Consider the following 25380-nt stretch of genomic DNA (forward strand, 5'->3'; position numbering starts at 1 on the left):
TTCATAATAGTTGTTCTCTTTTAAGATTTGCTCATCGACTGATATTAATAACCGGGGTTCTGCTCCAGCGTGTGATTCGAATTCTCGACCTCCGAACGGGAGAAAGGCATGTAATAGTTCCGTTCGAGGAAAGTGCGCTTCGCCACCTCCACCTCTTCGTACGACCAGCCGTTCCCATCCGTTTTGGCGACCTTCACGCCGTAAACCGGCTCATTGAGGACCTCCATCGCATCTTTCCAGCGCAGCAGGTCCCAATAACGGTGATCCTCGAAAGCCAGTTCGATCCGGCGCTCGTGCCTGACGGCCTCGCGGAAGTCATCCTTATTCTCCGCCGTTACTTCGGGCAGCAGCATGCTGGCACGGTCACGGACTATTTGCAGGGCTTCGCGTGCGGTCAGCGTGTATCCGTTGTTGTCGTCGGGGCCGTAGGCCTCGTTCATCGCCTCGGCATAGTTGAGAAGAATCTCCGCGTAGCGGAACACCACCCAGTTGTGCTGAGCCGTAGCGCCCTGCGTCAGATTCAGGTTGTCGGTCAGGAATTTCTTGAGATAGTAGCCGGTCCGGCTCGCATTGGGCTGCGCCATGTCGTCCATGGCCCCCGCCGACTGATCGATCGTCCGGCCGTTCCACGTGCTGCCGTTGGTCACGATGCTCGCCTCCAGACGGGGATCGCGGTTGGCATAGGGATTCGCAGGATCCACCTCTCCAATCCACTCGTAAGCCTTGACCAGATTATGCGTCGGAGTCACTCCCGAAGCGCCGCCCTGCGTCGCAATGGGATAGTTGTTCTTCTCCATGTCGTTCGACATCCCGCGGCGGACCACGTAGATCGTTTCCGGACTGCTCAGGCTGCGGTTGCCGACGAAATAGGAGCCGTAATCGCTGTCCAGCGAATAGTTCAGCTCGCTGTTGCTGATCAAATCGTAGGCAGCCGCCGCAGCCGCCTCCCACTTCGCCAGGTCGCCATCCGGATTGTTCCGCAACGAGGCGGCATAAAGCAAAGTCCGCGATTTGATGGCCAATGCGGCGCCCAGCGTGAAGCGGCCGTTACGCTCGGTGTAGTCGTTCCAATCGACCGCCAACCGGTCCTTGCAGTTATCGATCTCCGAGACGATGTAATCGACCACCTCGTCATACGACGACCGACTCACGAACTGACCGTCCGCATACGGGCTCTCCACGATGGGAACCCCGCCGTACTGCTTGATCAACTCGCTGTAATAGTAAGCCCGGGCGACGTGCGCTTCAGCCTGGTAGTAATGCAGCGAAGCCAGATCCCGTTCATAGTTGGGACGATCATTGATCGTATCGCGGTTCATGCCGATCATATACTCGCCTTTGCCGTCGGCCGTATAATCCAGGAAAAAATTGGCAGCGCGAATTCCCTCGTAACAGTCGGTATAGAGGTTGGAGATCGGATTCAGGTTGGCGTTGATGACCCCCTGGTTGAAATAGCTGGCATCGCACAGCGCCTTGGTCTGTTGCGCCTCGTCCGACGCCGCGGCAAAAAGGTTCGAATCGAGCACCGTATATCCGTCCGTGATGGGCGTATAGAAAGCATTGCCGAACTTCCACAGCGTTCCGAGGGTCGTCTCGATAGACTCTCCCGTTTCATTCTGATCGAGACTCGTATCGAGGAAATCGTCGCACCCCTCCATCGTGCCGACGCACAGTATTGCGAGAATGGCTCTGAATATCAAGTTTTTCATAATATGCTCCATGATTGATTAGAAAGTGATGCTGACTCCGATATTGTACGACTTGAGAACCGGATAACGGTACGACAGCAGTTCGGGATCGAGATCGTAGTCCGACATCAGCTTGCTGATCGTGAAGGGGTTGGTCACGTTCAGATAGATCCTGAACTCGCCGATGCCCGCCTCGCGGAACTTGGGATGGTCCTTGAAGCTGTAACCGAGTTCGATATTCCGTACACGCAGAAAATCGCGGTCCTTCACCCAGAAAGAGCTCAGCCGGTAATTGTTTTCATTACTTTGGGTCGTCAAACGCGGATAGGTCGCCGTCCGGCGGGTGTCGATCCCTTGTTCGGGATAATAGGCCCATGCACCACGCGCCAGCGGGTAAACATTGCCGTTGTCCACGAACGCCATCGTCTGCACCGAATTGTCGAGCAGATTGTACGAAGCTCCGGCGATGCCGTCAAGCAGGAAACTGAAATCGAACCCCTTGTAGCGGAACATCGCGCCAACGGAGTAGGTCCACTCCGGATAGGGTGACTTGCCGATCTTGGTCACGTCGTTCTGATCGACATAGCCGCTGTTGTCCAGATCGAGATACTTGATGTCTCCCGGCTGTACGCTGCCGAACATCGGCTGCGGCAACCCGTCCCTGAGCGAACCGTCGTCATTGAAGTCGCTCACGTCGTAGAATCCGTCAGCCACCAGTCCGATCAGCGTGCCGTAGGGACGACCGGTTTCGGCGTTGTAATCGTAAGCAGGAGCCACTTCGGCCATGTAGTCGATCGTATTGCGGTTGAACGAAACAGCGGCATTGATCGAATAGCCCCAATCCCTGCGCTGATCGGACCATAGGGCCGAAATCTCGAAACCGCGGTTGGTCATTTTGCCGATGTTGTTGAAATAGTTGTTCTTGCCGTAGTAACCCATGATCGAATTGTCGAGCGTCAGGATGCCGGTCCGCTTGTCCAGAAAAGCGTCGGCCGTCACAAAGAGTTTGCCCCAAAGCGAAGCATCGACACCGATATTGTATTTGTTGCTACGCTCGGAGTGTATGGCGCTGTTGGGCACGAACATATTGACCAGCGAACTCTGCCATACCCCCTCGGTAGCCCCCGTGTAGAAGGACCCGATGTAGGAGTTGGTATAGTAGTCCTTGAAGAGGAAGCGTCCGTTGGACGAATAGCCGGACAATACGCTGGTCGCGTCCGAATCGGCGAACCCGCTACGTCCGTAGGAAAGACGGAGCTTCAGCAGGTCGATCACTTTCGAATCCCTGAGGAAAGACTCGTTGGAGAGAACCCACGCTGCGGAGATCGAAGGATAGAACGACCAGCGGTTACCGGGAGCAAAAGCGTCGTTGCCGAAGTAGGAGAATCCGAATTCGGCCACATAACGATCGTCATAACTGTAATTGACCCGGCCGTTATAGTTCAGGTAGTGGTACTGATAGGAGAAAATACCGTCGCCGTTGTAAGCCGAGATGTGGAGATTGACCGCGGCATCGACGGCATGCCTGCCGAACTGGCGGTCATAGCCCAGCGAGATATGCCCCTGCTTCCAGTCCTCCATGCCGTCCGAACCGTAACCGCTGGCCTGTAGCGACGTATCTTCGTCGGTAGTGGTACGCACCCCGTTGTGGTAACGGGCATAGTTACGGGTCTTCGAATAGCCGCTCGTCGTATACGTATTGAACGAGAAGGCCTCGCGCAAATAGAGTCCTTCGGTGATGAAGTCGAGTCGCTCGACGAGCTGGAAATTACCCTGCAACACCCGAGACTGCGCCTGACGCCACCCAAGGGCATTGATCGAAGCGACCGGATTGCTGTTGTAGGTTGACGTACCGGAATAATGGGTATGGGCCTCGTCGTCCCATATCTCGTAGATGTTCGACGGATAGCGAGCCATGTTATAGAAGAGATCGTCGATCGTGATGTTCGGGCGTTTGCCCCGTTCGATGCGTCCGCCCAGATCGACCCGGGCCTCGATGAACTTGAACATCGTGAAGTCGAGATTGGCGCGCAGTCCATAGCGCTCGTAGGTGCGGTTCGAGCGCGAATCGCTGTTGCTGACGTCGAACAGCCCCTGCTGGTTGAGGTAGTTCAGCACGACGTTGTAACGGGCCGTCTGCGTACCGCCGCGGAACGTGACGTCGCCGTCAATCACATAGCCCGAATCGCGCAGCACCTCGTCATACCAATCGACATTCGTCGCGGAACCGTTCCGGTAGGCTTCGAGTGCGGCGGCATCGTAGGCGGGCGACCAACTGCCGTTGTCGTTGCTGACAGCCTGATTATAGAGGGTGGCATAACCGTATGAATCGAGCGGCTTGGCATAGGTCGTAGCCCGCTGAATCCCGTAGTGTACCGAAGCTGAAACCGAGGCGGGTCCGATCTCGCCGCGTTTGGTCTCGATCCAAATGACACCGTTGGCACCGCGGTCGCCGAAGATCGAAAGGGCGGCACCGTCTTTCAGAATGGAGACCTTGTCGATCTCCGCGGGAGAAAGGTAGGCGATATAGTCGGCATTGACCTCGAAACCGTCCACGAAGATCTTGGCCGTGTTATAACCGGTTTTTCCGTAAGACCCAATGCCGCGAATGAGCCAGCTGGCCATATCGTTGCTCGGCTCTCCGGAACCCTGGAAAAGAGTCAGGCCCGTGAACTGTCCGGCAAAGGAGTTGGTCAGGTTCGTCTGTCGGTTTTTAGCCAGCGCCGGCCCATCGGCCGTGGATATGGCCGCCGTAGAGCGGAGCTGCGAGGTTTCGAAGAGAAGCCCGGGCGTCACCGGCCCCTTCGCCTGTGTCGAATCGGCCGTAACTGCAGATTCCTGCCCGGCGGCCATTGCGACAGCGGTCGAAACGAACCCCGCAATGAAAAGCAGCGGTATAATGATATGTCTGTTCATAATCGAAATGTTTTACGGTAGGGTTAGCCAATATTAATATCCGGGATTCTGTACCAGCGTACCCTTGTTGATCTCCGACTGGGGCAGCGGCTCCAGATACATGCGGGGGTTCCAGTAGGACGTATAGGTGACCGCATTCCAATAAGATTCGAGACCTTCCGGCAGGTTGAGACTGCCCGAAGCGTCGGCCTTGACCTTGAACTGGAGCTCACGCATGTCACCGCCGATGATCCCCTTATCTATATTCTCATCCTTCCAGTGCTTCACGTCGTAGTAACGCAGATTCTCCCGATAGAACTCGACGGCGCGTTCTCGGCGGATAATCTCACGCAACGCATCCCGATCCGTTTCCGTAATGGCAGGCAGACCGGCACGGTTGTGCACCATATTGAGGTTTTCAAGGGCCTTGGTGGGATTTCCATACTCGTTATAGGCTTCGGCCAGATTGAGGTAGATTTCGGCCATACGGAACAGCGGGAACTCAAACCAGACGCGCGAACCCGCATTATAGTAGAACTTGGTCGGAGCCGCACAACCCTTGTCCGTGCCGAGCACCTCGGGGAACTCGCCCGTCTTGGCGGCATTGCCCGTCTGACGGCCCCAACTGTTGGCCGTCCAGTTCGAGTTGCCCGGATTGTTGAAGGCGTCGAAACCGATGAAGATATTGTCGGCCTTGGCACGAGGCTCAATGCCGTTGATCTTTTCCAGCCAGTCCGAAGCATCTCGCGGAGCGGAATCCCCGACTTTCGGCCAGTCGATGTCATCGCCGTTCTCGTCGTAGTAGAGTTCGAGGAAATTGCTCAACAGACCGCTCATATCCGTATCGTACCGATTGTTGGTCCAGTAATTCGAATAATTGTTGTAGTAGAAGATCGCACTGCCGGGCCACGTCCATAGATTGGTCTCGTTGCACTTGTAGGCCAGCAGCACCTCGCGATTGGCCGGCGTGGAGGTCGCCGTGGCGTAGTCGGCGAAGGCGTTGGGGTTGGGCTGACCGACACCGGCTCCGCCCGTATTGAGAAGCTGGTAATTGTACTCAAGGGCCCACTCCAGCACATCCTCGTTGGCCTCGATGGCCGTATTCCAGCGGTCTGGATCGGACGAGCCGAAGCATACCAGGTCGTTATGGGCGCTCTCGATATAAGGCGTTGCGGAATTGAAGAGCGGACGGGCAGCGAAGAGCAGCGCCCGGGCTTTGATGGCCAGTACGGCGCCGCGCGTCATGCGGCCCTGATCGGCAGCGCTCCAGTCGCCTTCGGGCAGCCCGTCATAGGCTTTCTGGCACAGTTCGAGGATATAATCGAGCGTCTCGGAGAGCGACGAACGGCCCATCGAGACTTCGGGATCGGCCGGCGAGGTGAACGACTTGCGGACGATGGGCAAACCGCCGTAACGGTAGAACATGCCCATGTAACGGTAGGCTATCAGTGCCAAAGCCTCGGCCTTGACGTAGTTCTTCTCCTCGGGAGTCATGTCGGGCACCCTGTCGATATTTTCGTACACGGTCCAGCAATGACGGATGTAGGCCCAGTTGTTGCCGAAGTGGTCCGCCCCGGCATCGGAACCGTCGGTTCCGTTGACGTTCAGGCCGGAATTGACAATCATGTAGGTCCCGTGCCAGGAGTATCCGCGTGCGACCTCGCCGCTGATAGCACCGAGCGTACCATGGCCTACGCCCCATCCGCCCGGCAGACCGTGGAGCAGGATTTCGCGGTAACAGGTCATCAGGGCACTTTTTGCATTCTTGGCCGACCCGTAGACTTCGTTCAGATCGACGGTTCCGGTCGTATCGGGCATCTGCAGGAAGGTATCCTGACAGCCGGTCATCCCCAACGACACGGTCACGAGCAATGTTATGAGTGTTTTTTTCATTGTGATTCCAGTATTGAGCATTAGAAAGTCAGGTTCACACCGAAACTGAATACGCGGGTCAGCGGATAGATATAGGTGCTTCCGTCCACCGTCTCGGGATCTATACCGATATCGGTAAGTTCGTTCTTGAAAGTATACACATTGTTCGCATTGAAGTATATCCGGATGGCGCTGATCCGGCTGCGGGCCAGAGCCCCACGGGTCATATCGAACGTATAGCCGAGCTCGATATTCTTGATTTTAAAATAATTGCTCGACTTCATCCAATAGTCGCTCGTCAGGTAGTTGTTGTCCGAAGAGGTCGGATCGAACGTCGCGCGCGGAAAAGTGATCTTCTCGCCGGCGGCATAACGTTCGGCAGTCCAGCGGTTGTCGTACATCCACTTCCAGGCATTGCCCGCCTTCTTGTAGAACGGCATGACCATACCGGGCGTCAGGTAGTAGGACCCGTTGGCCGTACCCATGAACAGCACGCGCAGATCGAGGCCTTTCCAGCCTACCGAGGCTTTCACATTGAAGTGGTACTCGGGATAGTTCGGGAAACCGATGGGCGCCACATCCTTGTTGTCAATCAAGCCATCGCCGTTGAGGTCCACATAGCGGATATCACCCAGCGAAGCCCGGTTGGCCGTATAGGTGTTGTACGGCCTGTTGGCCAGCTCTTCGTTCGTATTGTAGAGCCCGTCGCTCACCAGACCGAGGCGCTGGCCGATGGAAAAGCCCGTCTCATTCATCCAATAGTAGGGATTCGGAGCCTCTGCCTTGTAAACGACCTTGTTGCGGGCATAGCTGATATCGCCGCTCAACGAGTAGCGCCAATCTCCGACCTGATCGGCCCACGAAACCAGCAATTCATAGCCCTGGTTCTTGGTCACACCCACATTGACCGGCGGCACCGAGCTGGTTGCCACGCCGTAAATACCCGGAATCGTACCGAGCGTGGTAAGGATGTTGCGGCGGTCTTCACGGAACCAATCGGCCGTAATCGAGAGCCTATCGCGGAACATACGGGCCTCAATACCCACGTCATACTTCTTGGCCCGCTCCCACGTGATGTCCGGATTACCGAGCGTTCCCTCCGTGGCGCCGGTCCAATAGGGATTGGGCGAAGAACCGTCGGAGTTGCCGAGCCAATATCCGCCTTGACTGAGGTTGTAGGTGTTGGGCAGGTAATAGAAGCGGCGGTTACCGCCCAACTGATCGTTACCCACCTCACCGTAAGAGGCGCGGATTTTCAGGAATGTCAGGATGTCGTTCTCGGGAAAGAAGTCCTCGGCCGTCGGCACCCACCCGATCGAATAGGCCGGGAACCAGCCGAAACGCCGGCCCTCGGCGAATTGCTCGGTACCGTTGTAACCGACGTTCACTTCGGCCATGTAGCGGTCCTCGTAGTTGTAGGTCACGCGACCGACGAAGCCCATCACGCCCGAAGGCACGTTGTACGAGTCTCCCGGCATCGTATAACGCGAAGCCTTGCCCAGCACGAGCGCCGAGACGTTGTGACCGTTGAAGCTGTCGTGCCAGTCGATACCGGCGTCCAGATAGAGCTTGTTCCAGTTGCTGTAACCCCACGATTCGAAAGTTCCGGCCCCCATGCCGCCGCCGAAGAAGTCGAGGCGGGTCGGGTCGGTCGGATTGCGCTGTACCGTGTAGGTCGGAATCGACGGCGTGTACTTCACAATCCGGTTGTAGTTGTCCTGGTAATTGACCGTACCGTAAACACGCAGGCCCTCGAGCAGGTAATCCATCGTATGCTCGAGTTTGATCGTGTTGTCCAGCAGCGAGTTGAAAATGCTGTTCGTACCGGCCCTCAACAAACTGACGATGGCATTCTGGTTGCCGATCGTACTGGCGGTCTTATTGGCCAGCGGGTTCTGCTCGGTTCCGGCGACACCGGCGAAACCTTCGATCAAATGGCCGTCAATCATACCGGGCGAGATGAACGGATTGGCATCGTAGATATACTGCATGATGCCCTTGTATCGCGACGAAAGATCGTAGGGGTCGCTGCCGCTGCCCAAACCCTGCGATTTGCCGAACTGGCCGGCCACATTGACCGACACCTTAAAATTCTTGGCCACCTGAATGTCGAAATTCGAACGGAAGTTGTAGCGATTGAAGTTCGAACCCGTATCGGCATCGTAATACCGGATGTCCGTCGTGATGCCCTGCTGTGAGAAATAGCCGAAAGAAACAAAATACTTCACGCGCTCCGTACCTCCCGAGACATTCAGGTTGATCTGCATCTGCGGAGCCACCCTATCGAACATTTCCTTGTAAAGATCGCGGCTGGCATAATAAAGAGCGGGCTGGTTCTTCAACAGTTCCTTCTGCGCGGCCGTCAAGTCGCCGCGGGCATCCAGCTCGACGGGCGTATAGTCACGGTTGTTCCTGAATTTCCACAGATCGTAGTCGTCGTAGATGTAGGTCGAAAGGCTCTCCGTACCGGAGAAGCTCCGCTGGTCGTGGCGGATGGCCTCATTACGCATCAGGGCGTATTCGTAAGCCGAAGTACCCTTCTGCAAGCTCGACGCCGACGTAAAGCCGTAATTCATCGAGAGATTGACTTTCGGCGCCCCGGTCTGGCCCCGGCGGGTCGTGACGATGATTACACCGTTGGCGCCGCGGATACCATAGACGGCGGTCGATGAAGCGTCCTTCAGGACGCTGATACCCTGGATTTCATTGGCATCCATGGCATTCAGTTCGGCCATGGCCTGTTCCGAGGGCTGCTCAACGCCGTCGATGACAATCAGCGGGTTGGCCGAGCCGTAAGTCGAAATACCGCGGATACGTATTGATGCATCGTTGTGTCCGGGCTCGCCCGAAGTCTGAAGACCGCTTACACCCGGCGTATTGCCGAGCAGGGCATTCGAGATGTTGGCCACGGGCGTGGCGACCAGATCCGTACCCTTGACCTGCGAGATGGCGCCCGTGACATTGACCTTCTTCTGCACCGCGTAGGCTGTGACGACTACCTCCTCGGCCAGCAGCGAGGACTCTTTCAGGACAATGTCAATCACGGTCTGCGAAGCGATCCGGACCGTTTGGGAGGTATAACCGAGGAACGAGAACTCGAGCTCGTTTCCCGGTGAGACTTCGACGGAGTATCGGCCGTCGGCCATGGAGGTCGTACCGGTAGTCGTGCCCTTCACCATGATGGTCACACCCGGCAGAACAGCCCCTTTCTCATCTTTCACGACGCCCGTAACCGTGTGAGTCTGAGCGCTCGCCACGAGGGGGGGGGAGCAACGCAACCCAACACCATTACCAGCGCATACAGCAATGACGTTTTAAAGCTTTTCACCATAGGTTTCGTATTCTTAAAGGTTTTCGTTCAGTTCTCGATCACCGGACCGTGACATGCTCGGCCATCGTGTACATATCGGGCAGGTCGCCGCTGAAAAGCGAGCGGGAACGCCCATACATGATGTTGAAGTCATCCGCCGAAACATGCCCGGGATAGACCGAATAGAAATGTCTGTCCGATTCGTTGCCGGCCACATACTTGTTGCGCCACATGACCACCATCGACACCCGCTGTCCCATCAGAGGAGCAAGGATGCAACCGGTCCAGTAATCGGCCTTCTCGAAAGACTCCTGGCCGGTTTCAGTGACGCCGCAGGGTTTGAGCTTTTCCTGCGAGAGAGCACTCAAGGTACGGAGGTTGGAAGTGAAGGCTTCCGTATTCAGACCGTGATAGCAGTCCATCCCGATGAAATCGACCCATTCGTCTCCGGGCCAGCGGAACAGCAGCCTGTCCCGCGTGTTGCCATAGACGGCATCCATCTGCGGCGAAATGGCGTAAATGAAGTTGTGCACGCCTTTCGTATCGCGCAGGTAACGAACGGTCATACGCCAGAACCCGACGAACTCCTCTTCGGTCGTACACTTCGACCCCCACCAGGACCACTCCTGCGTATGTTCGTGATAAGGACGGAAGATGACGGGAATCAGCCTGCCGTCCGACCCGCGAAGATTGTTGGCGAAGTCGGCCACGCGATCGAGCCACTCCATATACTTCGCATGTGCGGCGGTCGATTCGTCGAGAATGGCCTTCACCACCCCCGCATGGCTGTTGTCCCACGAGTCCCCGCCCGTCAGCGGGTTGTTCAAGTGGCAGCAGGCCGTGACGACTTCACCCCGTTCATAGGCCTCGAGGATCACCCGGCGACGGATTTCGTTTTCACGCATGTCCGCCTCACGGTCGAACCGGTCGTCCATCAACGGGCCGAAATCGACGCTGAATACGGCAGGATAGTCGCCGCAAACGGCCTTCGTATCGGAGCCTCCCGGCTCGTCGTACCAGTAACGGCCGTACCAAAGGTCGTCGTGGTGGCCGAACATAAAGCCTCTGGAGGCAATGGTCCACAGATTCGAATAAAGCGCCTGCGTTTCGGCCGTCGCGGCAGGATCGACCATCGTCAGCGTGACCTGCTCCGGATCCGGGTCTGGATCAGGATTCGGGTCCGGGTCCGGGTCCGGATCCGGGTCAGGATCGGAGCCGGAACCCGGATTCCGGTCGGGAGCCGTCTGTCCGTACGAGTCGGGAATATCTATATCGCTGCCACCGCACGAGACGGCCGTCAGCAGAAATCCGGTCCACCCGGCAAAAAGGAAAGATACCCGCAGAATGCGAGCAATACATGCAGTTGTCATGACAATATCCGTGTTCGTGTGTGAAAAAGGGAAGATCAATACTCCGCTTCAAGCAGTTCGGTGTGATTTTCAAGCGCCGAATCAGAACTCTTGAGCATGGTCCAGAACGTATTTCGGATATTGTGAACGAGCCAACGATCATCATCCCAGTTGGTATTCACCTCCCAGTCGTAGGGACCGGGAAAACCGCGGCCGAAAGCCGTATCGTTCACGGTAAAGGTTTTACCGCCCGCGAGACCGTGCGTACCGGCTTCCAAGACCGTCATCGTATAGAGCGGCTCGGCGTACTCCGCGTCCTCCCATTCATAGAAGGAGACGGTCCCCGAAGAATCTTTCGACCACCGGCTTTTGCCTTTGGGAACGATGCGATAGTAGCCATTGACATCCTTCTCGGCGTTGTTCTGGAAGAGGTAGTTGGCCCACTTGCCGTCGTCGCCCGCCAGATTGAGGCAGGTGCCGTAGCTCGTGCCCGAAGTCTCGTCAACGCGCGAAAGCCGGATACTGACAATGTTGTCCTCCTCATCGGCAGGCGTGTATCCGTCGCCCCAGTGCCACGACTTGTCCATAGCCGTCGAGATGATTTCACCGCCGTCCCAGCCGCCGAAAACGACCATCGAACTCTTGGGGGCGGTGCCGTCGAGAATACCGGCGATCGGATCGTGGACATAAACCCCCTCGAAAGGCTCTTTGAAAACGGTATAGGTAACCGTATAGGTGCGCTGCTCGCCGTTCTCGGCCGTCACGACGAACGAATCCCCGCCCGACGACAGATCGAGCGTGCTGCCGGGCCGGACCGAAGCGGTCGCGTTGTAGGCAAATTCGATTTCGGTGACCTGCACGCGGCTCATGTCGGCGATACTGCCAAGAACGAGTTGCACGGAAATGGCGCCGGAATCGTCGTGGCGCCAGTCATCGGTAATGACCGCCGCTCCGATCTGGGACTCCAGCCGGAAACTGACAGGAGTCCGTTCACGCAGCCAGGGGTCCACCATGTCCGGTGCCGACGAGTCGTTTTCGTAACAACCGGTCAAAAGCAAACCCAGCAGGCACGACAAAACATAAGAGACGATTTTTTGCATAGAGTTGGTTGATTTGGGTTAGTTTACAATTTCAGACAAGACAGCCGCACCGACCTGTTCTCCCGGCGATCAGGCCATCGGACAGCTTGCATCTTACCGTTGTACAAACTTACTCAAAAACCGACTATTGCGATTAATATTTTTTTAACAAAATACAATGCAAAACAATCCTGCTCCGATTGCAGGAGCGGCCGCAGGTCAGACGTATATTTTTTTGTTGATGTACAATGTACGGAACCGGTGAGGAGGCATTCCCTTCTTGCGTTTGAAAATGCGATTGAAGTTGGCCATGTTGTTGAATCCGCAGCAGAAAGCGATCTCGGCAATGGTCATGTCCGTATCAATGAGCATCCGCGAGACATGCCCCAGGCGGATTTCGGCCAACGTGTCGATGAAATTCTGCCCGGTAGCCTTCTTGATGAAGCGGCTGAACGAAACTTCGGACATGTTGACCGTTTCGGCGACGTCACGCAGGGAGATCTGCCGGCTGAAGTTGCGGTTCATGTAGGCGAAAACGGTCTCGAGACGCTGCGAATAGGACATGTCCTTCTCCTGGACAAAGGTCAGATCGGAGAGCAGTTTCCGTTCGGAGGCGAACGAGAGGGTATTGAAAACGGCAAGCACATCGAGCAACGGCTGCATGCCTCCGGCCGATCCCCGCTCGTAGATACGCCGAAGAGCGGGAGCCACTTCGAGAGCTGTCTGTTCCGTAAAGAGCACTCCGCGCCGCGACTCCTCGAAAAGCCGTTTAAGGGCCGTCAGCGAGTTGCGGTTCAATAATTTGTCGTCGATCAGATCGGGGGCGAACTGAAGCGTCACCTCCTGGATGCGCTGGGAGCGGCAACCATCCGTGAACCAGGCGTGAGGCGTTTCTCCGTTGACGAAGACCAGTTCCGCGTCGCCGATCGTGCCCATGTGGTTGCCTATTACGCGAGATGCCCCCGCCCCGTTGAGCACCAAGTTCAGCTCCAGCTCCTTATGGGTATGGAGCGGGAAGTCGAAACAACTTTTTTCACGGGAAAAGATCACGAAGCAATCGTTGTCGGTCAGCGGCGTATTTTCGCAGAAGATCTTCATCGCCATATTATAATAAGGTATTTTGCGTCATCTGACAGAGGCGTCAGAACAAAATTATAAAAAATATCCGACGAAACAAAATAATACCGAAATACGCTTCCCCTCATTTCGCCTGCAATAAGGTCGGCGCAATACGATGGCCGGTATTCAATACCCTGAAAGGAAGTCCCGGGACACATGCGCCTATCCGCCGTATTCCCGACCCGCGACGGGAGCGCTTTCGGACCGGACGGTCGTAAAAGGATTGGATTATGGCAAAAAAGTATGATTGAAAACCGACCCGGCGTATTATTTTTGTTACGAACGAAACGATTCTCCGGAATTGATACTAAACGGACTTGAAACTGATATTTTTTTAACCATGAAACGACGTTCGCTCCTTTTGCAAGGGTTCTTTCTGCTACTTGCGGGCACGCATCCCGCTGCGGCCGCATCTCCCTCCCCCCAATCCGACGACCAGCAACTCTTCATCGGCGAACAGATCGCCGTCGCTCCGACCCGCTACGGCAAGGTGCGCGGTTTCATCCTGCGCGGAATCTACAATTTCCGGGGCATTCCCTACGGCGCGCCTGCTTCGGGAGAAAACCGCTTCATGCCGCCTCAGCCGCCCCGACCGTGGAAAGGCGTCCGCCCTGCCGTGGCCTTCGGCGATTCGGCTCCCCAGAGTTTCTACGACCGCCGTCCGGAGTCCTACTCGATGTTCGTCGATCATTGGAACTACGACGGCATGAGCGAGGACTGCCTGCGCCTGAACGTCTGGACGCCGGGACTCGACGGCAAACGCCGCCCGGTCCTCGTCTGGCTGCACGGCGGCGGCTTCGCACGGGGCAACGGCATCGAACAGGACGGCTACGACGGCGAGAATATCGCCCGCTACGGAGACATCGTCTTCTGTTCGGTCAATCATCGCCTCGGTCCGCTGGGCTTCTCGGATTTCGCCGGGGTCGGCGGAAAAAAGTACGTCTCATCGGGCAACGCAGGGATGCTCGACATCGTGGCAGCCCTCGAGTGGGTGCGCGACAATATCGAAGCTTTCGGCGGCGACCCGCAGAATGTCACGATCATGGGCCAGTCGGGCGGCGGTGCGAAAGTGTGCAACCTCTGCGCCATGCCGGCGGCCAAAGGGCTTTTCCACAAGGCCGTGGCCTTGAGCGGGAATGCGACCCGGGCCAATTCGAAACAGTACGCCGAAGCGCTCGGCTCCGCCATTCTCCGCGAGGCGGGTCTCGATGCCTCGCAGATCGATTCGCTGCAACACATGCCCTGGGAGGAGTATATGCTTCTCGCCGAGCGTGCCGCACAGCATCTGAACGGGATTCAGGGTGTCGGGCAGCGGGGCGGCTTCGCCCCCGTCGGCGACGGCCGCGACCTGCCCGACGGAGAGTTCTACACGGGGCGCTACAGCACGTGGGGTACAGATGTGCCGATGCTGCTCTGTTCGACATTTCACGAGTGGAATCCCGACCGCGACGACCCCGAACTGGAATCGGTCACAACGGAAGGCGTGGTCGGGCATCTGACACCCGTCTTCGGAGAGCGGGCCGGCGCCATTGTCGAAGCCTATGCGAAGAGTTTTCCCGAACTGCGTCCCATCGAACTGTGGAGCGTCATCGTCTCGAACCGCCGGGGCGTCGTCCACACGGCCGACGTAAAGTGCCGGGAGCAGCAATCGCCCGTCTATATGGCGTGGTTCGGCTGGGAATCCCCGCTCTTCGACGGACGCCACCGCGCCTTCCACTGTCTCGACATCTGTTTCTGGTTTCTGAACACCGACCGCATGGTGACCCATACGGGAGGCGGCAAGGCCCCGCGGGACCTCTCGTACCGCATGGCCGACGCATTGCTCGCCTTCATGCGCACGGGCGACCCCAATTGTCCGTCGTTGCCCTCATGGCCCCGCTACACGCCCCGCAAAGGAGAGGTGATGATCCTCGACGACCGCTGTCGAACGGCGGAAGATCCCGATCGGGAGGCCCGACGGGCCTTCGGGGATTGATCGACAAAGCAGAACACTATAAACCCAACCGAATCATGAACCGCAAACTGTTACTTCTGGCCGGCGCTCTGTCGGGCATGGCCGTCACGGCATCCGCACAGACCGTCCGTTCCTACATTACGCTTCCCGACCGCTCCGCGCTTTACTCCGAATCCGAAGAGTACGAGTTTTCCGACGTGCGCGACGACCGCGGCGGTCGCAGTTCCTATATCGTCATCGACCCGCGGCAAAGTTTCCAGCCGGTCGATGGTTTCGGCTTCGCCCTGACGGGCGGCAGCGCCGAGATGCTCATGCGAATGTCGCCCGAAGCCCGTGCAGCGACTCTCCGCGACGTATTCGATCCAGCGAAAGGCGCCGGCGTGAGCTGCGTGCGTCTGACGGTCGGGGCCTCCGATCTGAACCGTTTCGTTTTCTTCTACGACGACATGCCCGAAGGCCAGGAGGATTTCAGGCTGGAACACTTCTCGCTCTCACAGGATCTCCGGGACGTAATTCCGGTCATGAACGAGATTCTGGAGATCAATCCCGACATCTGCGTGCTGGCATCTCCCTGGTCGGCTCCGTCGTGGATGAAGACCGTCTATGACGTGCGCGGCGGACAACTGCGCAAAGAGTGTTATGGAGTCTATGCCGACTACCTGGTGCGCTATGTGCAGGAGATGGAGGTCCACGGCATCACGGTCAATGCCCTGACAGTCCAGAACGAGCCGCTGCGTTCGACCAATACACCCAGCATGTTCTGGTTCGCCTGGGAGCAGGCCGACTTCGTCAAAAACCACCTCGGACCGAAATTCCGCAAGGCGGGGCTCGATACGGAAATCATCGTTTTCGACCACAACTGCGACCGCCCCGACTACGCCTTGGCCATCTACGACGACCCCGAAGCGGCACAATACGTGTCCGGAGCGGCGTTCCATCACTATGCCGGCGACATGAGCGCCATGACCTACGTGCACGAAGCCCGCCCCGACAAGGACATTCTCTTCACCGAGCAGATGACCACCGAACGCCCCGGGACCTCCCGCATCGACATCGCCGCATCGACCAAACGACTCATTGTCGGCCCCATGCGCAACTGGAGCCGCACCGTCGTGCTGTGGAACCTGGCGGCCGATCCCCTGAACGATCCCCACACCGACAACGGCGGATGTCCTTCCTGCCAGGGAGCGCTGACCATCGACGGCGATTCGGCGACCCGCAACCTGGCCTATTATGTCATTGCGCACGCCTCGCAGTTCGTTCGTCCCGGTTCGGTACGCATCGCCTCGACAGCGCCGGGCGACCGGACGGTAACGCTCGGCGAGGACGAACAACGTCCGAAGGTCTATCGGGCACAGATCACCGAACACGCCGACGTGGCGCCCAATGCGGCCTTCCGCACGCCCGACGGAAAGATCGTGTTGATCGTGGCCAATGACTCGTGGTCGCGCCGCTCCATATCCGTACAGTACAACGGCCGGTATGCAGAGTTGAACCTCGCTCCCGGCGCCACGGGGACCTTCGTATGGGACGAATAGCGAGCATCGTCTGCTGTCTGTCGCTGGCGGCGGGCAGCGTCCGGACACAGGCCCAGGATACCGTGCGGCATGCGGAGCGGACACGGAATACCTTTTCGACCGAAGGATGGTGGAAACCCGCCGGGCCGAAATTCTCCCCGGAGGTGCACGACGACCGGACGATTACGTTCCGCCTCCGGGCCCCGCAGGCGGAACGAGTCGAGCTGCTTTTCGACGAATGGGATGTCGTTCCGCAGACGATGCAGCGCGATACGGGTGGAATATGGAGCCTGACGATCGGCCCGGTCGAGCCGCGAATCTATCAGTACAAATTCCGGATCGACGGACTCGAGACCGTCGATCCGGTCAATCCCGACGTAAAGGCCGGGACCACGATCTACGGCAGCGTCGTCGAGGTTCGCGGCGGCGAGGAGCCCCGCTTCGACGAACGTCGCCGTGTCGGCGGCGAGGTGCACCTGCTCCCCTACCGCTCTTCATCGCTCGGGCAGTTGCGTACGGCGTGGATCTATGTTCCGCGTGAGGCTGTCGAGCACCCCGCACGCCGTCTTCCGGTTCTCTATCTGCGCCACGGTGGCGGCGACTTCGAAGGCAGTTGGGTGCGCGAAGGCCGCGTGGCCGCAATCATGGACAATCTGATCGCCGAGAAGGCCGCCGTGCCGATGTACGTCGTCATGACGAACGGTCTTACGGACGGTTCATGGGCCGGAGGCAGCACCCCCGAGGGCATACGACTGCTCGAAAGGGAGCTGATCGGGGATGTCATCCCGCTTGTCGAAAACCGTTATCCGGTGCGTAGAGACAAGCGCTGCCGGGCGATCGCCGGGCTTTCGATGGGAGGCGGTCAGGCTTTCGTCATCGGTTTGCGCAATCTGGATCTGTTCTCGGCGATCGGCCAGTTCAGCGCAGGGATCCTGAGCGACGGGACTTTCGACTACGAACGCTATATCCCGGGGGTAATGGAGGATCCGGAACGAATCAACCGCGAACTGGCCCTGCTGTGGATCGCCTGCGGAACGAAAGATCCGCGTCATGCCGGCCACCTCGATACGGTAGAAGAGCTGCACCGGCGGGGTGTGCGGTGCGAGTTCCACGATGCCCCGTGGGGACACGAGTGGCAATTCTGGCGCCTCCAGCTCCACGATTTCGCACAACGGCTGTTCCGAAACAACCATCAATAAAACTACTTGCTTATGAAAAGACTTCTGCTGTTGGGGCTTTGCCTCCTGCTCTGTCCGACCGGATACGCTTCCGGCAAAGGGAAACGCCTCAAAGCTCCCGAAAAGACAATTCTGAAGATGGTCGATCCCGATGCGACCCCCGAAACCAAAGCGCTCTACGCCAATCTGTGGTGTATCGGACTGGACGGCGTCATGTTCGGCCACCACGACTACCCGTCGTACGGTATCGGCTGGAAGGGCGACAAGGACCGCTCCGATGTCAAGGATATCGTCGGATCGCATCCGGCCGTTTACAGCCTGGACATGGCCGGAATCGACGACACCAAGATCCGCCATATCCAGGAGGCCTACAAGCGGGGCGGCGTCTGCATGCTCGTCTGGCACCAAAGCAATCCGCTGACGGAAGGTCCGGGAAAGAAATATCCCGTCGGTACGGCCTGGGACAACACCAAAGTCGTCGATCGGATTCTCCAAGAGGGTTCGCCCATGAACCTCAAATACAAGGCCCGGCTGGACGATGTAGCCGAAGCGTTCCGCAAGATGGTCGATGAAAAGGGCCGCCCCATTCCCGTCATCTTCCGCCCGCTGCACGAACATACCCAGACCTGGAACTGGTGGGGACGTTCCGCTACGACGGACAGGGAGTTCATCGCCTTCTGGCGCTTCATCGTCAGCTACCTGCGAGATACGAAGGACGTGCATAACGTCATCTACGCCATCTCGCCGCAGATGGATGCCGTCTATGACGATCCCGTCGGACGCATCCTGTTCCGCTGGCCGGGCGACCAATGGGTCGATTTCATCGGCATGGATTGCTATCACGGCCGCAACACCGCGGCCTTCGAGTCGAACGTGCAGGCAATGGTCGAAGTGCGCGGACTCAGGCACAAACCCGTCGGCATCACCGAAACGGGGCTCGAAAACGACCACAAAGCCGACTATTGGACACAGGATGTGCTGCGCGTGCTGCGCGGCGAACCATGCGCGATGGTCGTGGCATGGCGCAACGACAATCCCCGGCACGCCTACGGCCCCTATCCGTCGGATGCGTCGGCCGAAGACTTCAAACTGTTCGATGCCGACGAGTGGACCCTTTTGGAGCGCGATCTGCCCGACATGTATTCCATGCCCAAGAACGTCACCGTAAAATAACCGGCCATGAAACGTCTGATAACCGCCCTGATGACGGCCGCCCTGCTGTACGGCTGCACATCGGGACGCCGAACCGTCGCTCCGGTCAATCCGGAAGCCTCGCCCGAAGCGCGCCAGCTTCTCGAATTCCTCTACTCGATCCGCGGCAAATACACGCTCGCCGGACAGCACAATTTCATCAGCGATCCCCGCCGCTACGATTCCGTGGTCTATTCCGTCACGGGCAAACGTCCCGTTGTCTGGGGCAGCGATTTCAGCTTCAACGCGCTCGGCGGGAACATCGCGGATTATCACCACTGCGGACCGATGAACCTGACCTCGCCCTGGGGCGAGTGCCGGATCAACAGCCTCTCGACCGAAACTTTGCGACAGAACCTGGTCGATGAAATCAAGCAACGCCATGCCGAAGGGCGCATCATCACGCTGATGTGGCACTGCTGCTTCCCGTCAGAATGCAACGACTGCGACGGGGCTTCGATCTGGACTTGGCAGAACCGCCCGTCGAACGAGGTTTGGAAAGAACTCACGACCGAAGGGACACGACTCAATACGCAGTGGAAAAAACAGATGGACACCGTTATACCCTATCTCGAACAACTGCGTGATGCAGGCATCCCGATCCTTTGGCGCCCGTATCACGAAATGAACGGCGTCTGGTTCTGGTGGTGCAACAAGCCGGGCGAGAACGGCTTCAAGAAATTGTGGATCATGACCTACAATTATTTCACCAAAGTTCACAAGCTCAACAACCTGCTGTGGGTTTGGAACACCAACGCCCCGCGCGACAAGAAAGGGGACGAAGCCGGGCCCTATGCCGACTTCTATCCCGGTCCGGAGTATGTCGATGTGCTGGCCGCCGATGTCTATCACCGCGATTACAAACAGTCGCATCATGACGATCTGCAAGCCCTGGCGGGCGATAAGCTGCTTGCGCTGGGCGAAGTCGGGCAGTTGCCGGATCCGGACTCCTACCACAGTCAGCCCAACTGGTCCTGGTTTATGGTATGGGGCTATTTCATCAACAGCCAGAAAACCGACAGCCTCCCGTCCGAGACGGCCGTCCGGCGGATCTACGACGATCCCCGGACACTGACGCTCGACGAAATCGACTTCTCGGACGGAAAATACCGTCTCAAATAAAACAGCCGCGAAAAAGAGTGCCGGATCGATCCGGCACTCTTCCGGCAACGCCTCGCGCGAAGCCGTCCGGAGGACAGCCTGTCGCCGGCTCCTCCGGCAGCCATTCGCGGACCGCCCGGCCGCAGCGTTTCGGCGGGCATGCGGCGGAGCCGCCTTCCGAAAAAGAATCCTGCCTCCCAGGGCGGTGCGGGGAACGACATCGGCAATCCGGAGATCATAGCCTCACTCAAAAAAAAACGGCGCTGTACCCTTTTCGGGTACAGCGCCGTCCGAGAAAGGCGGACACCGGACACGGCACTCCGCTCCCCAACGGGTCCGCGTCAGTTGGCGAAAGTCAGTCCCTCGTCCGTGGCGTCGATCGCGATCGGTTTCGACCGGTCCACGTCGCCCGCCAGAATCCGCTTCGACAGGTCGTTCACCACGTAACGCTGGATCGTCCGCTTCACGGGACGTGCGCCGTAGAGCGGATCGTAACCCGCCGAGGCGATCCACTCGCGCGCCTTGTCGCTGTACTCCAGCCGGATGCCGTTCTCGGCGAGCATCCGTCGCACGATTCCCAACTGGATGTCCACGATGCGTTCGATCTCCCTGCGGGTCAGCGGCTCGAACATCACGATCTCGTCGATACGGTTCAGGAACTCGGGTTTCAGTTGCTGTTTCAGCAGGTCGATCACCTCGCGGCGCGTCCGCTCCACCACCTCCGACGGCAGCTTTTTGCCGTCGAACGCCTCGGCGAAGTTCTCCTGAATCACCTGCGACCCCATGTTCGAGGTCATGATGATGATCGTATTGCGGAAATCCACCGTGCGGCCCTTGTTGTCCGTCAGACGCCCGTCGTCGAGCACCTGCAACAGGATGTTGAACACGTCGGGATGCGCCTTCTCGATCTCGTCGAGCAGCACGACCGAGTAGGGCTTGCGGCGCACGGCCTCGGTGAGCTGGCCGCCCTCGTCGTATCCGACGTATCCCGGAGGCGCGCCGACCAGCCGCGAGACGCTGTGCCGCTCCTGATACTCGCTCATGTCGATACGCGTCATCATCTGGTCGTCGTTGAAGAGGAATTCCGCGAGCGCCTTCGCCAGTTCGGTCTTGCCCACGCCCGTCGTACCGAGGAAGATGAACGATCCGATCGGCTTGCGGGGATCGTTCAGCCCGGCGCGCGAACGGCGCACGGCATCCGAAATGGCCGCTATGGCCTGTTCCTGCCCGACGACGCGCTTGTGCAGCTCCTCCTCCATGTGCAGGAGCTTCTCGCGCTCCGAGGCGAGCATCCGCTGCACGGGAATCCCCGTCCAGCGCGATACGACCTCGGCCACGTCCTGCGCATCGACCTCCTCCTTGATCATCGACCCGCCGGCCGATGCGAGGCGGTACTCCTCCTGAAAGGCGGCGATCTCCTTCTCGGCCTCCTGAATCTTGCCGTAGCGGATTTCGGCCACCCTGCCGTAGTCGCCCTGCCGCTCGGCCTGCTGCGCCTCGACCTTCAGCCGTTCGATCCGGTCCTTGTTGGTCTGTATCTTCTTCAGCAGATCGCGCTGCCCCTGCCATTTGGCGCGCATTTCGGCGTCCCTGGCCTTCAGCTCCTCGATCTCCCTGGTCAGTTGTCCGATGCGCTCCTCGTCCTTCTCGCGGCGGATCGCCTCGCGCTCGATCTCGAGCTGCCGCACGCGGCGGTCCAGCGTGTCGATCTCCTCGGGCACGGAGTTCATCTCCAAACGCAGCCGCGAAGCGGCCTCGTCCACCAGGTCGATGGCCTTGTCGGGCAGGAAACGCGAGGTGATGTAGCGCGTCGAAAGCTCCACGGCGGCCACGATCGCCTCGTCCTTGATCCGCACCTGGTGGTGGTTCTCGTAGCGCTCCTTCAGGCCGCGGAGGATCGATATGGCGTCCTCCTGCGTCGGCTCATCGACCATCACCTTCTGGAAACGGCGTTCGAGGGCCTTGTCCTGCTCGAAGTACTTCTGGAACTCGTCGAGCGTCGTGGCGCCGATGGTCCGCAGCTCGCCGCGCGCGAGAGCCGGCTTGAGGATGTTCGCGGCATCCATCGCCCCCGACGACTTGCCGGCGCCGACCAGCGTATGTATCTCGTCGATGAAGAGCAGGATCTCGCCGTCGCTGGCCGTAACCTCCTGCACCACGGCCTTCAGCCGCTCCTCGAACTCGCCCTGATACTTGGCGCCTGCGATCAGCGCGCCCATGTCGAGCGAGTAGATGACCTTCGATTTCAGGTTCTCGGGCACGTCGCCGTCGATGATCCGCCGGGCGATGCCTTCGGCGATGGCCGTCTTGCCGACGCCCGCCTCGCCCACGAGGATCGGATTGTTCTTCGTGCGCCGCGAAAGGATTTGCAGCACGCGGCGGATCTCCTCGTCGCGCCCGATGACCGGGTCGAGTTTTCCCGAGCGCGCCTGCTCGTTCAGGTTGATGGCATACTTGCCCAGCGCGTCGAACTCCTGCGACGAGGTCTGCGAATCGACCGTGGCCCCCTTGCGGAAGGTGCGGATCGCCTCGACGAGCTCCTTCTCCGTCGCTCCGGCCCGCTTGAGCAGGTCGGCGGCCGCACCGCGCTCGGCCACCAGGCCCAGCAACAGGTGCTCGACCGAGGCATACTTGTCGCCGAAGGTCTTCGTGAAATCCACGGCGCGCTGCACGACGCGCGAAGCGTCCTGCGAGAAGAACTGCTCGCCGCCCCCTTCGACCCGCGGCAGCGACGCCACGGCACGGGCGGCCTCCTCGCGCAGGCCGCGCACGTTCACGCCGACGCGTCCCAGAAGGAACGCCCCGAGCGAATCGTCCTCGCGGACGAGGACGCTCAGCAGATGGAGCGGCTCGACAGCCTGCTGTCCGCGCTCCCGGGCCAGGGCAAGCGCCGCTTGCAGCGCCTCCTGCGCCTTGATGGTTAATGTGTTAATGTTCATATCCGTTTGTGTTTATTCGTTTCGTGTTTCATTCCTTCGTTCAGCAAAACGCCTGCCAACCTCCGCCGTCGGCCATCGTGTCATGTTTTGTCACCCAATGGCACGGCCGTCTGACACGGAACCGCCAAATTGGCGAAAAAAGGAGTCCTCCTCCGCTCCGGAATATTATAATTATTTCCTACCTTTGCAAAATCATGAGTGATTTCATCGTCAGCGCACGCAAATACCGCCCGGCGACGTTCCGTTCGGTCGTCGGGCAGAAGCATATCACCTCGACGCTCCAGAACGCCATCGAGCGCGGTCAGCTGGCCCACGCCTACCTCTTCTGCGGCCCCCGCGGCGTAGGCAAGACCACCTGCGCCCGCATCTTCGCCAAGGCGATCAACTGCCTCGCGCCCCACGGCGCCGAGGCGTGCAACGAGTGCGAATCGTGCCGCTCGTTCAACGAGGGAAGGTCGCTCAACATCCACGAGCTGGACGCCGCGTCGAACAACTCCGTGGAGGACATCCGCACGCTCATCGAACAAGTGCGCATCATCCCGCAGGTGGGCCGCTACTCGGTGTTCATCATCGACGAGGTCCACATGCTCTCGGCCGCGGCCTTCAACGCCTTCCTCAAGACGCTCGAAGAGCCGCCCGCACACGCGATCTTCATCCTCGCCACCACCGAGAAACACAAGATCATCCCCACGATCCTCTCGCGCTGCCAGATTTACGACTTCAACCGCATCCGTGTCGAGGATTCGGTGGAATACCTCCGCTACATCGCATCCGAGGAGGGCGTCGCCGCCGACGAGGAGTCGCTCAACCTCATCGCGCAGAAAGCCGACGGCGGCATGCGCGACGCCCTCTCCATGTTCGACAAGGCCGTGTCGTTCTGCGGCACGACGCTCGACTACCGCAACGTGGCCCAAACGCTGAACGTGCTCGACTACGACACCTATTTCGGCGTGACGGAGATGCTTCTGCGGGGCGACTACGCCGAGGCGCTCGTCACCTTCGACGCGGTGCTTTCGAAAGGCTTCTCGGGCCAGACCTTCATGGCCGGCCTGAACCGCCACATGCGCGACCTGCTGATGGCCGAACGCCCCGAGACGCTGCGGCTGATCGAAATGACCGGCACGCTGCTGGAACGATACCGGACGCAGGCGGGCGCCTGCAGTGTCGAGTTCCTGTTCGGTGCGATCTCCGTGCTGACGGAGCTCGACGGGAAAATCCGGCAGTCGTCCAACCAACGGCTGCTCGTGGAGCTGGGACTGATGAAGATCGCCGGTCTCGGCCAAAAAAAAAATGATCTCCTGACCCCATCCGGGGAGTATCCGCTCCCCGAACTGACGCCCCGCACGGCAGCCCCGGCGGCCCGCGCGGAAACGCAACCCGCGCCCCCGCCCCCTGCCTCCGGCACGGAAGGCGCGGCTAACGCCGCAAGGCTCCGGCCGGAACCCGCCCCGGCGGCGGAAGGCCCGCGTCCCGAACCTTCGGGCCGTGCGGCGCCGTCCCCGGAACCGGCCGCGGCATCCGGAATGCGTCCGGACGGAAACGTTCCGCCCGCGGCAGCTCCCGCGACGGCATCCGGAACGGCCCCGGCGACACGCCCCGGCCCGGCCGCACCGATCGGCACGGAGGTTCCGGCAGCGGACACCCGCCCCGCGGCAGCTCCGCAACCGGTCCCGCAACCCGAGGCAAGGCCCGCAGGGACGGCCCGGCGGCCGCTGATCTCCGGAACGTCGCTCTCGGACCTGCTGGCCTCGGCCGGCAATCCGGCGGCGCAGTCCGAGAAGACGCAGGACCCCGAACCGGCCGCCGCAACGGTCGATCCGGAGTGCGCGGCGAAGCTGGAACGGGCGCGGGAACGCATCCTGGCGCTGATCCGCGAACGGCGGCCGCGCTTCGTCCCGGCCTTCGAGCAGATGCTCTTCCGCGGCGACACGATCGCGGTGAGCGTCCCGACGACGGAGTTGCGCGACGAAATCCTGCGCAGCAAGACCGGAATGCTCATGCGGATCGCCGAGCTGGCCGGAGTGACGGGACGGATCGAGCTGGAGATCACGGTCAATGAACAGATACGGGCCGCGCGCCCGATCAGACTCGAGGACCGGGTGAAGTACATCACGGAGAAAAACCCGCTGGTGGCGGAACTCCGGAAAGCCCTGGACCTGGAGGTGGAATAAAACGAAAAAAAGCACCA

14 protein-coding genes are annotated in these 25380 nt (G+C 59.3%); 6 read left to right on the plus strand and 8 right to left on the minus strand.

Translation table 11 applies throughout. The features are described 5' to 3' along the window. Positions 1 to 44: 44 nt before the first annotated feature. The 7 genes from FME97_RS04745 to FME97_RS04775 form a co-directional block, all read right to left on the minus strand. Positions 45 to 1709: a RagB/SusD family nutrient uptake outer membrane protein gene (locus FME97_RS04745; RefSeq protein ID WP_198418192.1), complete on the minus strand. Its 1665-nt coding sequence runs from the start codon at positions 1707 to 1709 to the stop codon at positions 45 to 47. An 18-nt stretch (positions 1710 to 1727) separates the two neighbouring features. Continuing rightward, positions 1728 to 4604 carry a SusC/RagA family TonB-linked outer membrane protein gene (locus tag FME97_RS04750; RefSeq protein ID WP_141428118.1) on the minus strand — a complete coding sequence of 959 codons (2877 nt, stop codon included), beginning with the start codon at positions 4602 to 4604 and terminating at the stop codon, positions 1728 to 1730. 33 nt (positions 4605 to 4637) lie between these two features. Then, the gene (locus FME97_RS04755; RefSeq protein WP_162502052.1) at positions 4638 to 6476 is read right to left on the minus strand and encodes a RagB/SusD family nutrient uptake outer membrane protein; all 1839 of its coding nucleotides are present in this window, start codon (positions 6474 to 6476) and stop codon (positions 4638 to 4640) included. Between the two features lie 20 nt (positions 6477 to 6496). Continuing rightward, positions 6497 to 9712: a SusC/RagA family TonB-linked outer membrane protein gene (locus tag FME97_RS04760; RefSeq protein WP_262710148.1), complete on the minus strand. Its 3216-nt coding sequence runs from the start codon at positions 9710 to 9712 to the stop codon at positions 6497 to 6499. A 112-nt stretch (positions 9713 to 9824) separates the two neighbouring features. Next, positions 9825 to 10898 carry a glycoside hydrolase family 26 protein gene (locus FME97_RS04765; protein ID WP_141428121.1) on the minus strand — a complete coding sequence of 358 codons (1074 nt, stop codon included), beginning with the start codon at positions 10896 to 10898 and terminating at the stop codon, positions 9825 to 9827. A 272-nt stretch (positions 10899 to 11170) separates the two neighbouring features. Next, on the minus strand, positions 11171 to 12214 hold the full coding sequence (locus FME97_RS04770; protein ID WP_141428122.1) for a hypothetical protein: 1044 nt from the start codon (positions 12212 to 12214) through the stop codon (positions 11171 to 11173). Between the two features lie 198 nt (positions 12215 to 12412). Continuing rightward, the gene (locus FME97_RS04775) at positions 12413 to 13297 is read right to left on the minus strand and encodes an AraC family transcriptional regulator (RefSeq protein ID WP_198418193.1); all 885 of its coding nucleotides are present in this window, start codon (positions 13295 to 13297) and stop codon (positions 12413 to 12415) included. A gap of 355 nt (positions 13298 to 13652) precedes the next feature. On the opposite strand from FME97_RS04775, the gene FME97_RS04780 reads away from it, so the two are divergent. From FME97_RS04780 to FME97_RS04800, 5 genes are read left to right on the plus strand one after another with little or no spacing between them, the layout of a single operon-like run. Next, positions 13653 to 15287, plus strand: coding sequence for a carboxylesterase/lipase family protein (locus tag FME97_RS04780; protein ID WP_141428123.1), 1635 nt, complete (start codon positions 13653 to 13655; stop codon positions 15285 to 15287). A gap of 35 nt (positions 15288 to 15322) precedes the next feature. After that, positions 15323 to 16804 carry a glycoside hydrolase family 30 protein gene (locus FME97_RS04785; RefSeq protein WP_141428124.1) on the plus strand — a complete coding sequence of 494 codons (1482 nt, stop codon included), beginning with the start codon at positions 15323 to 15325 and terminating at the stop codon, positions 16802 to 16804. Beyond that, positions 16792 to 17982, plus strand: coding sequence for an esterase (locus FME97_RS04790; protein ID WP_141428125.1), 1191 nt, complete (start codon positions 16792 to 16794; stop codon positions 17980 to 17982). The genes FME97_RS04785 and FME97_RS04790 overlap by 13 nt, the downstream gene beginning before the upstream one ends. A 12-nt stretch (positions 17983 to 17994) precedes the next feature. Further along, positions 17995 to 19134 carry a glycoside hydrolase family 26 protein gene (locus FME97_RS04795; RefSeq protein WP_141428126.1) on the plus strand — a complete coding sequence of 380 codons (1140 nt, stop codon included), beginning with the start codon at positions 17995 to 17997 and terminating at the stop codon, positions 19132 to 19134. Between the two features lie 6 nt (positions 19135 to 19140). Next, positions 19141 to 20274: a glycosyl hydrolase gene (locus FME97_RS04800; RefSeq protein WP_141428127.1), complete on the plus strand. Its 1134-nt coding sequence runs from the start codon at positions 19141 to 19143 to the stop codon at positions 20272 to 20274. Between the two features lie 320 nt (positions 20275 to 20594). Here the strand turns inward: FME97_RS04800 and clpB are convergent, their stop codons facing one another. After that, complete coding sequence (gene clpB / locus FME97_RS04805; RefSeq protein ID WP_141428128.1) at positions 20595 to 23192, minus strand: ATP-dependent chaperone ClpB; 2598 nt, start codon at positions 23190 to 23192, stop codon at positions 20595 to 20597. Positions 23193 to 23386: 194 nt separating this feature from the next. Here clpB and dnaX point away from each other — a divergent pair, with 194 nt between their 5' ends. Beyond that, complete coding sequence (gene dnaX / locus FME97_RS04810) at positions 23387 to 25363, plus strand: DNA polymerase III subunit gamma/tau (RefSeq protein WP_141428129.1); 1977 nt, start codon at positions 23387 to 23389, stop codon at positions 25361 to 25363. Positions 25364 to 25380: the final 17 nt, after the last annotated feature.

The organism is Alistipes dispar, from assembly GCF_006542685.1.
GTDB lineage: Bacteria > Bacteroidota > Bacteroidia > Bacteroidales > Rikenellaceae > Alistipes > Alistipes dispar.

What these genes read in the sequence shown, in the direction of transcription:
- FME97_RS04745 (WP_198418192.1), bottom strand. Translation starts at nt 1,709, where the DNA reads ATGAAAAACTTGATATTCAGAGCCATTCTCGCAATACTGTGCGTCGGC.
- FME97_RS04750 (WP_141428118.1), bottom strand. Translation starts at nt 4,604, where the DNA reads ATGAACAGACATATCATTATACCGCTGCTTTTCATTGCGGGGTTCGTT.
- FME97_RS04755 (WP_162502052.1), bottom strand. Translation starts at nt 6,476, where the DNA reads ATGAAAAAAACACTCATAACATTGCTCGTGACCGTGTCGTTGGGGATG.
- FME97_RS04765 (WP_141428121.1), bottom strand. Translation starts at nt 10,898, where the DNA reads ATGGTCGATCCTGCCGCGACGGCCGAAACGCAGGCGCTTTATTCGAAT.
- FME97_RS04770 (WP_141428122.1), bottom strand. Translation starts at nt 12,214, where the DNA reads ATGCAAAAAATCGTCTCTTATGTTTTGTCGTGCCTGCTGGGTTTGCTT.
- FME97_RS04775 (WP_198418193.1), bottom strand. Translation starts at nt 13,297, where the DNA reads ATGGCGATGAAGATCTTCTGCGAAAATACGCCGCTGACCGACAACGAT.
- FME97_RS04780 (WP_141428123.1), top strand. Translation starts at nt 13,653, where the DNA reads ATGAAACGACGTTCGCTCCTTTTGCAAGGGTTCTTTCTGCTACTTGCG.
- FME97_RS04785 (WP_141428124.1), top strand. Translation starts at nt 15,323, where the DNA reads ATGAACCGCAAACTGTTACTTCTGGCCGGCGCTCTGTCGGGCATGGCC.
- FME97_RS04790 (WP_141428125.1), top strand. Translation starts at nt 16,792, where the DNA reads ATGGGACGAATAGCGAGCATCGTCTGCTGTCTGTCGCTGGCGGCGGGC.
- FME97_RS04795 (WP_141428126.1), top strand. Translation starts at nt 17,995, where the DNA reads ATGAAAAGACTTCTGCTGTTGGGGCTTTGCCTCCTGCTCTGTCCGACC.
- FME97_RS04800 (WP_141428127.1), top strand. Translation starts at nt 19,141, where the DNA reads ATGAAACGTCTGATAACCGCCCTGATGACGGCCGCCCTGCTGTACGGC.
- clpB (WP_141428128.1), bottom strand. Translation starts at nt 23,192, where the DNA reads ATGAACATTAACACATTAACCATCAAGGCGCAGGAGGCGCTGCAAGCG.
- dnaX (WP_141428129.1), top strand. Translation starts at nt 23,387, where the DNA reads ATGAGTGATTTCATCGTCAGCGCACGCAAATACCGCCCGGCGACGTTC.